The organism is Phyllobacterium sp. P5_D12, from assembly GCF_054049495.1.
Map to the genome: position 1 here is coordinate 1 of NZ_JBFUMG010000011.1, position 15,224 is coordinate 15,224.

13 protein-coding genes and 1 pseudogene are annotated in these 15,224 nt (G+C 54.5%); 1 reads left to right on the plus strand and 13 read right to left on the minus strand.

The annotated features are described in order from the left end of the window. The 12 genes and pseudogenes from ACXJ5O_RS01835 to ybgC form a co-directional block, all read right to left on the minus strand. Positions 1 to 440, minus strand: a pseudogene (locus tag ACXJ5O_RS01835) (phosphoserine transaminase); the annotation flags it as partial. 206 nt (positions 441 to 646) lie between these two features. Continuing rightward, positions 647 to 1,429, minus strand: coding sequence for an outer membrane protein (locus ACXJ5O_RS01840; protein ID WP_457298387.1), 783 nt, complete (start codon positions 1,427 to 1,429; stop codon positions 647 to 649). A gap of 212 nt (positions 1,430 to 1,641) precedes the next feature. Further along, positions 1,642 to 2,985 (minus strand): phosphoglucosamine mutase, encoded by a 1,344-nt coding sequence (gene glmM / locus ACXJ5O_RS01845; protein WP_457298388.1) that lies wholly within the window; start codon positions 2,983 to 2,985, stop codon positions 1,642 to 1,644. Positions 2,986 to 3,192: 207 nt separating this feature from the next. Next, positions 3,193 to 5,124 carry an ATP-dependent zinc metalloprotease FtsH gene (gene ftsH / locus ACXJ5O_RS01850; protein WP_457298389.1) on the minus strand — a complete coding sequence of 644 codons (1,932 nt, stop codon included), beginning with the start codon at positions 5,122 to 5,124 and terminating at the stop codon, positions 3,193 to 3,195. A gap of 96 nt (positions 5,125 to 5,220) precedes the next feature. Beyond that, positions 5,221 to 6,600: a tRNA lysidine(34) synthetase TilS gene (gene tilS / locus ACXJ5O_RS01855; RefSeq protein WP_457298390.1), complete on the minus strand. Its 1,380-nt coding sequence runs from the start codon at positions 6,598 to 6,600 to the stop codon at positions 5,221 to 5,223. Then, complete coding sequence (ybgF, locus tag ACXJ5O_RS01860; protein WP_457298408.1) at positions 6,575 to 7,435, minus strand: tol-pal system protein YbgF; 861 nt, start codon at positions 7,433 to 7,435, stop codon at positions 6,575 to 6,577. Before ybgF ends, tilS begins: the two co-directional genes overlap by 26 nt. A gap of 306 nt (positions 7,436 to 7,741) precedes the next feature. After that, positions 7,742 to 8,245 (minus strand): peptidoglycan-associated lipoprotein Pal, encoded by a 504-nt coding sequence (pal, locus tag ACXJ5O_RS01865; RefSeq protein ID WP_457298391.1) that lies wholly within the window; start codon positions 8,243 to 8,245, stop codon positions 7,742 to 7,744. Positions 8,246 to 8,474: 229 nt separating this feature from the next. Further along, entirely contained in the window at positions 8,475 to 9,791 is a 1,317-nt protein-coding gene (gene tolB, locus ACXJ5O_RS01870; RefSeq protein WP_112524188.1) for a Tol-Pal system beta propeller repeat protein TolB, read from the minus strand. A 38-nt stretch (positions 9,792 to 9,829) separates the two neighbouring features. Then, a complete protein-coding gene (locus ACXJ5O_RS01875; protein WP_457298392.1) occupies positions 9,830 to 10,939 on the minus strand; it encodes a hypothetical protein in 1,110 nt (369 codons plus the stop codon). A gap of 6 nt (positions 10,940 to 10,945) precedes the next feature. Continuing rightward, positions 10,946 to 11,395: a protein TolR gene (gene tolR, locus ACXJ5O_RS01880; protein ID WP_112523739.1), complete on the minus strand. Its 450-nt coding sequence runs from the start codon at positions 11,393 to 11,395 to the stop codon at positions 10,946 to 10,948. Positions 11,396 to 11,440: 45 nt separating this feature from the next. Then, on the minus strand, positions 11,441 to 12,148 hold the full coding sequence (tolQ, locus tag ACXJ5O_RS01885) for a protein TolQ (protein ID WP_106719136.1): 708 nt from the start codon (positions 12,146 to 12,148) through the stop codon (positions 11,441 to 11,443). A gap of 235 nt (positions 12,149 to 12,383) precedes the next feature. Next, a complete protein-coding gene (gene ybgC, locus ACXJ5O_RS01890) occupies positions 12,384 to 12,857 on the minus strand; it encodes a tol-pal system-associated acyl-CoA thioesterase (RefSeq protein ID WP_457298393.1) in 474 nt (157 codons plus the stop codon). 67 nt (positions 12,858 to 12,924) lie between these two features. Between ybgC and ACXJ5O_RS01895 the strand changes: the two genes are divergently transcribed. Continuing rightward, on the plus strand, positions 12,925 to 14,166 hold the full coding sequence (locus ACXJ5O_RS01895; RefSeq protein ID WP_457298394.1) for a glycoside hydrolase family 5 protein: 1,242 nt from the start codon (positions 12,925 to 12,927) through the stop codon (positions 14,164 to 14,166). Here ACXJ5O_RS01895 and ruvB read toward each other — a convergent pair whose 3' ends face one another. Continuing rightward, complete coding sequence (gene ruvB / locus ACXJ5O_RS01900; protein WP_457298395.1) at positions 14,167 to 15,207, minus strand: Holliday junction branch migration DNA helicase RuvB; 1,041 nt, start codon at positions 15,205 to 15,207, stop codon at positions 14,167 to 14,169. It lies immediately after the preceding gene. Positions 15,208 to 15,224: the final 17 nt, after the last annotated feature.

Here is a 15,224-nt window from a genome sequence, read left to right on the forward strand (position 1 = left end):
GTGCCGTTCCATGTGAAGACCACGTCACGGTCGAAATCGACTTCGGAAAGGTCAGGTAATTCGCCGTAGCCTGCTTCGATGGTGCGGGCGTCACCAAGTTTAAGCTGCTTGATAACATCCGTTACCCAGCCGGAGCCGAAGCTCTCCCACGCGACCATATCGACGCCGCGCTCGCCGAGCAGCGACCAGAGTGCCATTTCGACAGCGCCAGTATCGGAAGCCGGCACGATACCGATGCGATAATCGGCGGGAACCTCTAGAATTTCGCGAGTGAGATCGATCGCCTGTTTCAGCTTGGTCTTGCCGACCTTGGCGCGATGGGAGCGACCAAGCGGCGCGCCGGAAAGCGCGTCGAGCGACCATCCGGGACGTTTTGCACAGGGACCTGATGAAAAATTAGGATTAGCCGGGCGCTGCGCCGGCTTTGATAGCGTCGTCATGTTTTCTCCTATCCTTACAGATAGCTCGCCTCTCGTTGGGGAGAGGTGGCCCACTCCGGGAACTAGGAGAAATGTCGTTGGCAGTCAAGAAATATGTTTGTGCGCGACATCAAAATTGTGCGGAGCAAGGATAGGGATTGAAGAAAACACAAAACGACGACGGCAGGAGAAATCTCCTGCCGCTCGAATTTCCATCGGAAAATCAATCAGAATGCGTAGCGCACACCAACCTTGAAGTCATGCGACGTAATGTCCTTGAATTTGAACGGTTCCGGGTTGGGCCGCGTTTGCGAGGGGATGAAGTTGGATGCATTAGCTGTCTGTCCGTCTCCAAGATCCAGGTAGCTGTAACCGAGATCGATTGTCATGCGGTCGGTCGCCTTGATGCCTACACCGGCGTGCAGCGCCCATGCAAATTCCCACTGGGAGTCCGAACCTGCAAACCCGCCGCCGCCTGTAATTGCGTTGTTATCGGTAAAATTCGATATTGTATTTCGCGATGCACCAATACCTGCACCGACGTAAGGCGTGAGGCCGGCGTAAGTGCCAAGATCAGTATAGGCGTTGGCCAAAAACAACCATTCTGACTTCTTCGCGTGGTATTCGTTCGTTGCCTCATCGCCATTGTCCGGAATGCCATCCGTGTCATAAAAGTCCRAGGCGCTAAATTCGGTCTTACCACGATACTGGCCCGTGACATCTGCGCGAAACCAATCGTTAAACTGATATCCAACACCTATCTGGCCGGTTATGCCGGCGTCAAAATCTCCCTCATCGTGCCAGCCGTGAACGGCGGGATCCGCGAAGCCTACATAATCCAGGCCGTCGAATTGCTGGTTGCTCATACCGATGTCGCCGCGCAAATACCATCCGCCAAACTGCTGGACTTCCACTACCTGCGGATCCTGTATGTCGGCCGAATATGCCGGGACAGCACCCAGGCACAGAAGTGCTGCGCTCATAGCAGCATGTTTGGTGAAAGTGCTCATTTTCGTTTCCCTCACGAAGCCCAATGATTGAAGTGCAGCGAATGCTACTAAGGTGTTAGAAACCAATATGAGGGGGAAAAGTTAAATCTCGCTTAACCGTGTTTCTTCACCATATCCATTAACGTTAATAAATTGGAAACAACACTGCTTGCTGTATAAATACAAAATGGGCCCAGCGGACCCATTTTGTATTTATATGTAATAGTATTGTTCTAGGCGGCCGAAGAAATTACCGAAATGATGTCGTTGACGACGGTCTCTACAAGTTTACGGTCGTCGCCTTCTGCCATAACGCGTATCAGGGGTTCAGTTCCAGATGGCCGGATTACGAGACGACCGGCCTTACCCAGACGATCGCGAGCCTCATCGATGGCGCTCTTTACCTTCTTGTTCTCCAGCGGCTTCGTGCCAGTCGTACGAACGTTTTTCAACAACTGCGGCACGGGATCAAACTTGCGGCAAACTTCGCTCACCGGCCTGTTCTGTTCCTGAACCACCGCAAGAATCTGTAAGGCCGATACCAGGCCATCGCCGGTTGTAGAAAAATCCGACAGCACGATATGGCCGGACTGCTCGCCGCCAATATTGAAACCATGGCTGCGCATATGCTCGACTACATATCGATCACCTACCTGCGTGCGTGCCAGCGTCAAACCACGATCGACCAAGAAGCGCTCAAAGCCGAGATTGGACATGATTGTCGCAACCACGCCGCCACCGACCAGGCGGTTTGACTCTTGCCAGGATTGGGCGATGACAGCCATGAGCTGGTCGCCGTCGATGATGGCGCCGTTCTCGTCCACTATCAGCACGCGGTCGGCGTCGCCATCAAGCGCGATGCCGATATCGGCTCTGACTTCATGCACCTTCTTAATCAGGCCTAACGGATGAGTTGAGCCGCAATCCTCGTTGATGTTCGTACCATTGGGCTCGTTATTGATCGTAACGACGTCGGCGCCGAGCTCCCACAATGCTGCGGGTGCAACCTTGTATGCCGCTCCGTTGGCGCAATCGACAACAATCCGCAACCCGGCCAGCGAGATGTTCTTTGGCATCGTCCGCTTGGYGAATTCGATATAGCGATAGATATCGCCGTCAACACGCTTCGCCCGGCCAAGCGCATCGAAACTAGACAGCCGATCTGTCAAATTCTCTTCCATCAATCGCTCAATTTCGAGCTCGATCTCATCGGAGAGTTTGAAGCCATCCGGGCCAAACAGCTTGATGCCATTATCATGGTAAGGATTGTGCGACGCTGAAATCATCACGCCAATGTCGGCGCGCAACGACCTGCAGAGCATGGCGACAGCCGGCGTCGGAATCGGGCCGAGAAGAAATACATCCATGCCTGTCGAGGTAAACCCGGCCACAAGAGCCGTCTCGATCATATAGCCGGAAAGCCGTGTGTCCTTTCCGATCACGACGCGGTTGCGATGTTGGCCGCGCTTGAACGCAAGGCCTACAGCCATACCAACCTTCATTGCGATATCGGGCGTCATCGGATAGGCGTTTGCCTGCCCGCGAATACCATCTGTCCCAAAATATTTGCGAACCATTTTTATTATCCAACGCTTGGGGACTCTGGCTCTATCGTATGGCCAAGAGTAGCCCTCGTTTGCTCGTGCTCGATCTCCGCTTATTGCAGAAGACCATCGATTTCGCATCTCACAATTTGTGTGGGGATTATACTTGACGCAAATGAATGAACAATTCGTACAAACGGCCGGTTTTCACCGGCCGTTTGTATAAGTTGGATACCCCATTCAGGACTGTGGCTGAGGCTCTAAACCCTTGTCCGGTTCATCGCCCTTGCGCGGTTTCTTGGCACCCGCCTTCGGGACAGCCGAGCCTCGTGACGGCGGTGTGTCATCGCCGAGATCACGAGCAGGCTTTTTGCCAGCCATCAACGCCTTGATCTCTTCGCCAGTAAGCGTCTCGTATTCAAGCAGCCCTTCTGCGATGGCGATCCATTCCTTCTTCTTCTTGGTCAGGATTGTGCGGGCATGGGTATAGGCATCGTCGATCAGTTTGCGCACTTCTGCATCGATCAATTGTGCCGTCTCTTCCGAAACATTCTGTGTGCGTGCAACGGAGTGCCCGAGGAAGACTTCCTCCTGGTTCTCGCCATAGGCAACTTGGCCAAGCTTGTCCGAGAAGCCCCAACGCGTAACCATGGCGCGCGCAAGCTTGGTTGCCTGCTCGATATCGGAGGAAGCACCTGATGTGATGTTTTCCTTACCGAACTTCAGCTCCTCGGCAATACGGCCACCCATCATGATGGCAAGCCGGGAAACCATCCACTTGTAGCTCATCGAGTAGCGATCACCTTCAGGCAATTGCATAACCATGCCGAGAGCACGGCCGCGCGGGATGATGGTCGCCTTGTGCAACGGGTCGGCCACCTCGACATTGAGCGCGACAATGGCGTGGCCCGCTTCATGATAGGCAGTCAGCTCCTTTTCCGCCTGGGTCATGGCGGTCGAGCGACGCTCTGCACCCATCATGATCTTGTCTTTGGCGTCCTCGAACTCGAGCATGGTGACAAGGCGCTTGTTTCGGCGCGCCGCCATTAACGCAGCCTCGTTGACAAGATTCATAAGATCGGCGCCCGAGAAACCCGGGGTACCACGAGCCAGAACCTTCAGATCGACATTCGGTGCCAGCGGCACATTGCGTGCATGCACCTTTAGGATTTTTTCGCGACCCGTAACATCCGGGTTTGGTACGACGACCTGACGGTCGAAGCGGCCCGGACGCAGTAGCGCAGGATCAAGCACGTCAGGCCGGTTGGTTGCAGCAATGAGGATAACGCCCTCGTTGGCTTCAAACCCATCCATCTCCACCAGCAACTGGTTGAGGGTCTGTTCGCGTTCGTCATTGCCACCGCCAAGGCCGGCGCCACGATGACGGCCAACCGCGTCGATTTCATCGATGAAGATGATGCATGGCGCATTCTTCTTCGCCTGTTCGAACATGTCACGAACACGCGATGCGCCTACGCCTACGAACATTTCGACGAAGTCCGAACCGGAGATGGTGAAAAAAGGCACATTTGCTTCGCCAGCGATAGCACGCGCGAGCAGCGTCTTACCGGTACCGGGAGGGCCAACCAACAGCACTCCGCGTGGAATACGTCCGCCGAGCCGCTGGAATTTCTGCGCGTCGCGCAGGAACTCGACGATTTCCTCAAGATCTTCCTTGGCTTCATCGACGCCGGCGACGTCCTGGAACGTCACACGTCCATGTGCCTCTGTCAGAAGCTTGGCTTTGGACTTGCCAAAGCCCATGGCGCCGCGTGACCCCCCTTGCATCTGCCGCATGAAGAATATCCATACACCGAGAATGAGAATCATCGGCAGCCAGGAAATCAGCATGCCAACGAGCGATGTCGAACCATCGGATTCAGGCCGTGCAGCAATCTGAACACTCTTGCTTTCGAGGCGGCCTACAAGACCAGCATCCCCGGGTGAATAGGTTTGGAAACTTGCGCCATTGTCGGAATAGGTACCCGTGATACGGTTGCCCGCGATCGTCACCGATTTTACTYGGCCGCTGTTCACGTCGTTGATGAACTGCGAATAAGGTACATCGCTCGACGCCGAACGAGAGCTTGGACTTTGGAAAAGGTTGAACAACGCAATTAGAAGCAAGGCGATAATCGCCCACAGTGCGAAGTTCCTGTAGTTAGGATTCATATCGGGTCCCATCAAAACATAACCGCAAGGACGCGGAATTTATATGTAACATAGGTTCGAAGCATGTCCTTGCCAAGGCTGGCGTTCAAACTCACGTCAATTCTTATTAATCTGGTTTACAGGAGAACGCTTGTACCCCTGTAGTTGAAAGGTTTTTGCAACGGATTGAGCAAGGATTTCATCATAGCCCGAAAGAATATGGTCGAACAGGGCAAGGTGCCGCGTCAAAGAAATTCCTTCAGCCAATTTCACGTGATTGCCGAAAGCCGGAACGTCGAAAATGTTGCCATCGACAAACACAGTAGGGCTCGACAAAATCGATGGTCGGTGAAAATTGGCTGGGTGGGTATCACCCAGGAACTTCAGCCCCAACACACCGGTCGCGCTGATCCTGATTAATCTGTTGGTATGATTGTCGATCCGGTAGCGACCATCCCAGATGGCAATCCCGTCTGGTTCAATAGCGATGTCCGGCAAAGAGCGCATTTCACGATAGATGACAGCTTTGTTCTTGCAGAGTTGAATAACGCAACGGTTCATTGTGATACGCCCCGACAACCGTTGCGAACAAATGTGCTCGAGAGCTCTCTCGCAATTTTCGACCGGCGGCAGATATGATTGCCCGCCCATCGCTGCCATTAGTATGGCCACGACAAGTTGTCGGACGCTTTGCTCTTGCAAAACCAAGTCTGCGCGGCTGACCTCAGCAAGGATTCCATGGTAAATAGTCGCACAATCCGGTAGAAACTCCGCAACCTTATCGTTCAGCGCGCGTCTTTTGCTTGCTTTTTCAACGATCTCGCAGACCATTTCCCGGGGCTCCACAAGCCGCAGCGTATTGCGAATTCGAACGCGCTCGTATTTTGGATTGTCATTGGAAGGGTCGTCGCGCCAGACAATCCTTCTGGCGCGGAGATAGTCGCGCAACTTTTCTCGCGAGACATCGAGCAAAGGTCGCACGAGCCAAACCTCGCGATCAAGTAAGGTTGCCAATGCCATGCCGGCCAATCCCCGTTCGCTCCCTCCTTCACCCGTTCGTGCTGAGCGCATGACAAAGGTCTCGATCTGATCATCAAGCGTATGACCAGTAAGAATCATGTCAGTACCTGCATCGCGCGCTGCGCGACACAGGAGTTCATAGCGGACATCGCGCGCCTTGGCGGACAGGCCCGTATCCGGTTTGGGTCCGTCCCAGTTCAAGATCCGGTGTTCAATTCCTGCTGTTTTGCAGAGTCCTGCGACAAAATGCGCTTCATCAGCAGATTCAGGTCGAAGCCCATGGTCAATCGTAACGGCAATGATTTTTGGAAAGGTGCTTTGTGCCGCGCGATAGCTGATCAGAAGATACAACAAGGCCAAGGAGTCACTTCCACCCGACACAGCAACTATGACAGATCTCAGCTCCTTGAAATCGATCGCATCGAAAACGCTGGCAGGATCAATATCTTGGTTAGCATTTGTTGGCGGCACGTTCATTCTTCACGCGCTCTTTGATCGCTGCAGAAATATTTGGATAGCGGGAATTGACTGAGGCAAACGTCGCACAGGCAACCTCATGGTCCTGCATTTTTGCCAGAGTCATGCCAAGCTTCAGAAGATTTTCGGGGCTTTTCTTGGCGTCAGGAAATTGCTTGTGATTATCGAGGAAGACTGACGCGGCCTCCTGGAAATGCCCTTGGCTGTAAAGCGATTCACCGAGCCAATATCGCGCATCAGGATCCGCCGGATCTTTCGGGAAACGATCCACGTGGCTGCGAAACGCCGCTTCAGCGCTTTTGTAGTCTCCAGACAGGAACAACTGATAGGCTTGGCTATACAGCACCTTTGGATCGTCGGTGTCCGGCAGCGCTGCTACAGTGGTGTTATCTGAAGACTGACCAGCCGCGGTATCATTTCTGGAACCACCAATTACGTTGCCATTGGCATCAAACTCGATTTGTCCAAGCGGACGTGGCGGCTCGCCAAGCTGTGGTGAGCCGGAAGCATCGGTTTGTGGGTCAATAGCAGCGGAATCAGTGGTATCAGGCAACGAGTTTATTGTGGGCGCCGTTGAGTTGGTGGAGGCATCGGTTGACGCCTCCCCGGTTTTCCGCGAGGGCGTTACAGAGGCAACGCTGCGGTCGCTTTTGCCCCCAGCATCTGAGCGCTTGCCCTTTTCCAGTTCCTGGAACCGGAATTCATTGTCCTCCTGTACCTTCCGCATTTGTTCCTGCATTTGCAGAATCTGGAAGTTCAGTTCCTCGATCTTGCCGGTAAGCTGCCTGATCTGCTCCTCCAGCTGGCTGACACGTGGGTCGCCTGCCTGCGCCATCAGCACGGGCGCATCGTTCGTCATAATGGTTGCCTTTGGCGTTAGCGAGGGGAAACCATCCTCAACGCTTGAAGCATGGCCCACGCCGGTCGCCAGAAATGGCAGCACCGTCATTGCCAGCACCATTCTCTTCAGTCGTTTATTCATTCCTTTTACCGCCCTGATGTGGGAAATAGAAACACCGCTGGGATTTGCGGCAGCTTATCTAACACGAGCAACGTGACTTCGGCCAAATTTTGTTTTGACCGGAGACCAAACAAAAAAAGCGGCCCGAAAGCCGCTTTCCCTGATAGAATCCGCGGGCTCCTAGCTGCCAGCGCCGCCAAGAACTGTGATGGCGCGACGATTCTGCGACCAGCACGATTCGCTGTCGCAAACGGCGACCGGACGCTCATTACCGTAGGAAAGTGTCTTGATGCGCGCTGCGGRTACACCCTGAGATGCAAGGTAGTTGCGCGTCGCTGCCGCACGCCGTTGGCCAAGAGCCAGATTATATTCACGCGTGCCGCGCTCGTCCGCATGGCCTTCGACCGTGATCGCATAGTTTGGATAGCGCTGGAGCCACTGTGCCTGCTTCGCCAAAGTCTGCTGCGCATCGGCACGAATGACGGAAGAGTCAACGTCGAAGAAGATACGATCGCCAACATTGACTGTGAAATCTTGAGTAGAACCAGGTTTTGCGCTGCCAGCAAGACCGAGATCACCGGCACTGTTGGGCATGTTTTTCTTCGAAGCACAACCCGCAATGGCGAGAGACAGGAAGAGTGCAACGAAAACTGGACTGCGGGCGATCATTTCGAAGCGGCGCATAGCCTGGACTCCTTAAGAATTGAATTGTTTCGGTGAACAAGCAGTAACCATATCGAGGTTAAGGCCCGGTTCAGAAACAGGGTTAATCCACTCTTAACACCAGGATTAACAGCGAATTTCAGAATGTGTTCTGCACCCTAGAGGCACAAATTGAGGCGGAAAGACGACATTCGCGGCAATGTCTTGAAACACGGACGCGATTGTCAGTTGTTGCTGGTTTATCCACCGATCATTCAAGCAACGGAGACCAGGCAGGATCCGACGCGAGGTTTGGCGTTTGAATCTGGCGCAGATTTCGACCAGTCAGATCGACGGTCGACAGCTTGGGGCTGTTGGAGCCGGGCGGCAGGCGGAAGAACATCAGCACACGGCCGTTCGGAGCCCAGGTCGGGCCCTCGTCATGATAGCCGCTGGTCAGAATTCGCTCTCCCGATCCATCGGTCTTCATTACGCCGATGGAGAACTCACCACCAGATTGTTTGGTGAAGGCGATCAGATCTCCGCGGGGAGACCATACCGGCGTCGAGTAAGAACCGTCCCCGAAAGAGATGCGTTGCGGATTGGAGCCGTCGGCACCCATCTTGTAAATCTGAGGACGGCCGCCGCGATCCGACTCGAACACAACCTGGCTCCCATCGGGAGAATAGGATGCGCCCGTGTCGATAGCTGATGTACTCGTGAGGCGCGTCGTGGTCCGGCTACGCAAGTCCATCGTATAGACGTTCGCGCTCCCATCTTCCTGCAACAGGCTCATGACGACCTTCTGACCGTCTGGCGAAAAGCGCGGCGCAATGGTCATACCAGGGAAGTTGCCGACGAGCTCGCGCTGACCTGTTTCAAGTTGCAAGAGGTAGATTTGCGGCTTGCCACCCTCGAACGACATGTAAGTGATTTCCTGACGGCTTGGCGAAAACCGCGGCGTCAGGACAAGGTCCTTGCCATTGGTCAGATAGCGCACATTGGCACCATCCTGATCCATGATCGCGAGGCGTTTGATACGCTTTTCCTTGGTACCCGACTCGTCGACAAAGACAACGCGTGTATCGAAATAGCCCTTCTCGCCGGTGAGCTTCTCATAGATTGCATCTGCAATGATATGAGCGACACGGCGCCAGCTCTCTGGCGAAGTAAAGAACTGTTGGCCGTCAAGCTGCTGGCCGGCGAAGGTATCCCAAAGGCGGAATTCGGCCTTCAGACGGCCATCGCCTTGCTTGGTAACACGACCCGTTACAAGGGCCTGAGCATTGATCACCTTCCAATCCTCAAAGCGGGGCGCTGCATCGGGATTCGAGATCTTCTCGATGAAAGCGCCTTTATCGACAGGTGCAAACAGCCCCGATCGCTCCAGATCTGCAGCAATCACATTAGAAATATTCGTACCCAATTGATCGCCGGAAAGAAAATCCGTAATTGCTATTGGCATAGGCTCGACAACACCCTTGGTGATATCGAGTTTCAGCTGGGCTTTCGCAGGTAGCGTCGCCACGATCAAAGTTGCTATGACCATCGCGAAAGCTGCACATAAAGTCCGGAGTATTTTTAGCATTAGTTCAGGGCCCTCTTTTGGCTGGCCTATAATCGACATCAGGTAGCACCGGGATGGAACGTGAGTTCAACGCTCGACCAGGTGTCGTATTTATCTTGCGGCAGGTTAAACGGTGCCGATTTCATCACCGCCCGTAAGGCGCTGCTCTTTACGGCATCCAATAACCCGGAGTCGCCACCGCTGCCGCTAACCTCGGGCCTGCCGTCAATTTCGCCGTCTTTTGTGAGCCTGAACTTGACGACAATCGTCATTTCAGGCGTCTCCTCGGCGCCAACCGGTTTGTTCCAGTTTCCTTCGATGAGTCCTCGCAACGCATCCATCTCGCTCTGGCTCAGCTTGGATCCTCCGGTAGCCTTGTTCGCGCCCAGGGACGCCTGATCACTTGATCGCTTGGCGCCTCCGGCTGACGGCTTCTGTTTGTTCAACAGCTCTGCCACTTGATCAGCGATCCCGTCCTTATCCTTCGAAGGCGTCGACGCCGTCTGCGTAGGCTTTGGCTTTTCCTGAACCTCCTTGCGATCCGGCGTCTTTGCTGTCTGCGCCGGCGGGGTTGGCTTGGCCTCAGGCTTTGCAACTGTATCGGGCAGCTTGAACGCTTCCTCAGCAGGCTTGTCTACCGGGGGTGTCGGCGTAGGTTTCGCTTCCTCTTTCGGTGCGGGGTCCGATTTGACCTCGTTGATCGCTTCAGCCACCGGATCCGGCTTTACCTCTTCCTTCGGAGCGGGGTCAGTCTTTACTTCCGTCGCAGGTACTGGGATTGGCTTCGGCTCGGGTTGGACTACCGGCTTCGGTTCCGGCAGTGGATCAGGTTTAGCGACAGGCGTCTCGGAAGGCTTCGGCGCTTCGGCAGCCTCGACCGGCTTTGGCTTGGTCTCGGGAGTGGGCTTTGTGTCCACATCCGTTTCGCTGTCGCCAACATTTTGAGCGTCAGGTACTGTCTGGGGTTTTTGCGTGGGTTTAGGCGCCGGCTTCTCGGCCTTGGGCGCCTTTTTATCACCCTTCTGCAATTGGCTTATATCTGAAACGATATCGATCGGCATCGACTCCGAATTCGCCATATCCATGGGCGTCGGCGAGGAGAACGACAAAAGCCCCCAGCCGATGACCACAGCATGGATAATTGCGGAGGATGTGACGCTAGCCCGCATGGTTGATCAGTTAACCTCCGGCAGACTGACGAGACCGATATTCTTGAATCCCGAACCCGATATCTGTGCCATGACCTTCATGATCGTGCCGTAGTCGGCGGATTTGTCACCCTTCACGAAAATGCGCTCGTTATAGCCAGTCTTGGCAATTGCCTGAAGTTTTGGAACGATCTCCTCCAGCGGAATCTCGGTTTCCTGCAGGTAGATCTGCCCCTGCTGATTGATCGTGACGTAGATCGGGTCAGATTCGCTGTTCAAGGTCTGTGCCGATGTTTCCGGCATATCGATTGGAACGCCGACCGTCATCATAGGCGCTGTCACCATGAAGATGATCAGAAGCACGAGCATCACATCAACGAGAGGCGTGACGTTGATCTCGCTCATCACGCCCTTGCTGGAACGTCCGCGGCGCCGTCGTCCACCCGAAGAACCGTTGTTACCTATCGACATGCCCATGGCATTAAATCCTGCAATTAACGTATCGGTTTCTCAAATGCGTCCTCAAGCCCGCGGCAGCTTCTCATCGATTTGCCGCGAGAGTATGGCGGAGAACTCGTCGGCAAAGCCTTCCATGCGCGCCGTCAGTTTTCCCGCGTCGCTCGAAAGCTTGTTATAGGCGATAACCGCCGGAATGGCGGCGACCAGGCCGATAGCCGTTGCCAGCAGTGCCTCGGCGATACCCGGTGCGACTACGGCGAGGCTGGTGGACTTGGAACCAGCAATGCCCATGAATGAGGTCATGATACCAATGACCGTGCCAAACAGACCGATAAATGGTCCAGCTGAGCCGATGGTTGCGAGGAATGTCAGTCGTGCTGCGAGGTAGTCGCTTTCTCGGGCCAGCGCCACATCCATCGCCTTGTCGATGCGCATTTGCAGCGCGATTGGCGAACGCGCGCCCTTTTCGAACGATTTCTTCCATTCCCGCATCGCAGCAATGAAAATTGAACCCATGCCCGTGGTGCGTTTATCACCAAGGTTGCGGTAGAGCTCTTCAAGGGATTGCCCTGACCAGAATATCTGCTCAAAACGGTCAAAGGCGCGCTTTGCCCGGCCAAACCCAAGAATCTTGTCGATGATGATCGCCCAGGTCCAGATCGATGCGCCGAGCAGACCCACCATCACAAGCTTGACGACAAATCCAGCCTGCCAGAACAGCCCCCACAAGGACATGTCCGATGTCTGAACGGCAACCGCTAAATTTTCCATATCTACAATCCTCGAATCCGAAAACCCGGCGTGTCGACCGGGGGCGCAATCGTCTCAATCCAGATGAGCCACGCTTAAAACCGGAATTTTCCAGTAACCATAACGCGGCTTCTTTACGTTAATTTTGGTAAAACGAAGGCGTTAACGTGAAACCTGTCGTCTGCACGTCTTATTCATGATTTGTTATGGTTAAGGATGAGTTTATGTTTTGAGGGCAGCGGGCAATTATCCGCGCTTATTTCTTCGAAGCTGGCTGAAAAAGTTTGATCCACTCCGGCGGGAATCGTCGTGGCCGGCCGGCACCGTTAATCATCGCCGCCTCTACCATCGCCGAAATAAGGAGATCGTCTCCCCGTTTTATGGCCTGCGCCATCCGCACCCTTGCGCCAGATATGTCCGCTGTTCGCGTCTCGATCGTCAACACATCATCGATCCTTGCCGCAGATTTGAAGTCTATTTCCATGCGCCGGACCACCCAAACGATGCTTTCGCCGAGTTTCCCGTCAACAAGCTCTGAGTGGTGAACGCCAAGAAGGCGCAGGTAATCGGTGCGGCCCCGTTCCAGAAATTCAAGATAACGTGCGTGATATACAACGCCGGAAAAATCCGTCTCAGCGTAGTAAACGCGCGCCAGCAAACGGTGGCCGGTATCGGTAATTTCCCCGGCCAGTCCAGTGGCTATTAATGATGAAGAATTGTTTTCGACCATGGCCCTTCCTTTTTGCAGGCTTGGTAGGCATTTTGTCCATAGCCCCCACGAAATAGGATGCGAAGAATTGATTTTCACATTGTTGCGCGTCCTTCTCTGTCTCTTCTGTTTGGTTGCGAGTTCTGCGGCTGGGTCAGCCACAACTTTCACCATGGAACGCGGTCTCAATCTCGAGCTCTGGACCACATGGCCCAAGCCTGATCGCTGGGACGAACCGGCTGTCCTCGATAATTTCCCCGAATGGCGACAGGGTACCACCATCAGCGATCTGGAACATATTCGGACAGCGGGCTTTGATTTCGTCCGTCTGCCAATCGATCCAGCAATCTTCCTGGAGGACGCGTCGGAAAACCGCGTTAAAAAACTGATCGCGGAGACACTCAAAACAGTCGATATGCTGCACAAGGCAGGACTGAAGGTGATCGTCGATTTTCATTCAATTCCAAGCGACGATCGTAAGGTCGATACAAACCACATCCTGGCCGACGAAACACTCTTCACGCGATACTTGAAAATGGTGGGCCGGCTCGGCAGAGCGCTGTCCGAAACGGATGCGGCAACCACTGCGTTTGAACCGTTCAATGAGCCGGTGATCGACTGCGATCCCACACTTTTCCCTAAATGGCCCGCGATGTTGTTGCAGTTGCATAGGGCTGCTCGTAGCGCAGCGCCAAACCATACACTGATTTTGTCTGGCGGCTGCTGGTCGAGTGCCTACGGGCTGGCAACGGTTGATCCCGCTCCCATCGGCGATGACAATGTCATCTGGACCTTTCATTCCTATGAACCTTATGTCCTGACGCATCAGGGTGCCGACTGGACAGGAGATTCCATGAGCTATGTCGAAGGCCTGCCCTATCCGCCGGATCTGATGGGCGAAAAAGCATTTGAAGAGCGCCTTGCAGCGATTCGGAAAACAATCGAGAACAAAGCCCCCAAGGAGCGCCGGGAGGAACTGCTCGTTGGGTTCAATGAAATGGCTGGCGGCGTGACTACCTATAAAGAAGTTCTCGCCGCGTTGGATGAACCATTCGAAAAGGCGGCAGCGTGGGGAAAGAACAACAACATCCCCCCCGAGCGCATTTTCCTGGGTGAGTTCGGCATGATACGCAGGGAGTATCAAAAAAAGTTTCGCATGCCGTCAGACTGGCGCGCTTCTTATATGAAAGATATGACCGAAGCTGCGCACAAACGCGGCTTCCCCTGGTCAGTGTGGTCATGGGGCGGTGCTTTCGGCATTACACTCGATGACAAGCAGCGAGTGCTCGATCCAGTCATTCTGAAAGGTCTCGGGCTAAAGGCCCAGTAATCAGCTGTCTTCCTGGAAAAGGTTGATCTGCTGCTGGATAATATCTGCCGGAGCGTTCAGGCCAAGGTGTTTCCAGGCATTGGCGGTCAGAACCCGCCCGCGTGGTGTACGCTGGATAAATCCCTGCTGGATCAGATACGGCTCGATGATGTCTTCGATCGCATCACGAGGTTCCGAAAGCCCGGCGGCAATCGTTTCGATACCAACCGGCCCGCCGCCGAAATTGTGCGCTATCATCCCAAGATAACGCCGGTCGAGCTGGTCGAGGCCGAGCGAATCGACTTCGAGGCGCAACAGCGCAGAATCTGCTGTTTCGCGATCGATCTTGTCCTTGCCGTCGACAATAGCGAAATCCCGCACGCGGCGCAAAAGACGTCCGGCGATACGGGGGGTGCCGCGTGCACGGCGAGCGACTTCCAGCGCTCCGTCATCGGTGACGCCAATACCCATGATCCGTGCCCCGCGCCGCACGATATGTTCCAATTCTTCGACCGTATAGAAATTGAGCCGGATAGGGATACCGAAGCGATCCCGCAATGGCGTGGTCAAAAGCCCCAGCCTTGTTGTCGCTGCGACCAGTGTAAATTTGGCGAGATCAATTTTTACCGAACGAGCCGCAGGTCCCTCACCGATGATCAGATCGAGCTGGTAGTCTTCCATTGCCGGATAGAGAATCTCTTCGATTGCCGGATTGAGACGGTGGATTTCATCGATAAAGAGAACATCGTTCTCTTCGAGATTGGTCAAAAGCGCGGCGAGATCCCCAGCCTTTGCAATAACCGGTCCCGAGGTCGAGCGAAAGTTGACGCCTAGTTCCTTGGCCATGATTTGCGCCAAGGTGGTTTTTCCAAGTCCAGGCGGCCCGACGAACAAAACATGATCGAGTGCTTCACCACGCGACTTTGCTGCTTCAATGAAGACCTTCAGATTGGCGCGTGCCGCCGCCTGKCCAACAAAATCGGCAAGCGTCTGGGGGCGCAGCGAGGTGTCGAGATCCTCGCCACGCTTGTCCGGTGAAATCAGACGGCTCGCATCGCTCATTTGCCTGTCTTCGCACA

Excerpts from the sequence above, each read along its gene's own strand:
- tilS (WP_457298390.1), bottom strand. The coding sequence starts at position 6,600 with ATGAACGTGCCGCCAACAAATGCTAACCAAGATATTGATCCTGCCAGC.
- ACXJ5O_RS01875 (WP_457298392.1), bottom strand. The coding sequence starts at position 10,939 with ATGCGGGCTAGCGTCACATCCTCCGCAATTATCCATGCTGTGGTCATC.
- ybgC (WP_457298393.1), bottom strand. The coding sequence starts at position 12,857 with ATGGTCGAAAACAATTCTTCATCATTAATAGCCACTGGACTGGCCGGG.
- tolQ (WP_106719136.1), bottom strand. The coding sequence starts at position 12,148 with ATGGAAAATTTAGCGGTTGCCGTTCAGACATCGGACATGTCCTTGTGG.
- tolR (WP_112523739.1), bottom strand. The coding sequence starts at position 11,395 with ATGGGCATGTCGATAGGTAACAACGGTTCTTCGGGTGGACGACGGCGC.
- tolB (WP_112524188.1), bottom strand. The coding sequence starts at position 9,791 with ATGCTAAAAATACTCCGGACTTTATGTGCAGCTTTCGCGATGGTCATA.
- ybgF (WP_457298408.1), bottom strand. The coding sequence starts at position 7,435 with ATGGCGCAGGCAGGCGACCCACGTGTCAGCCAGCTGGAGGAGCAGATC.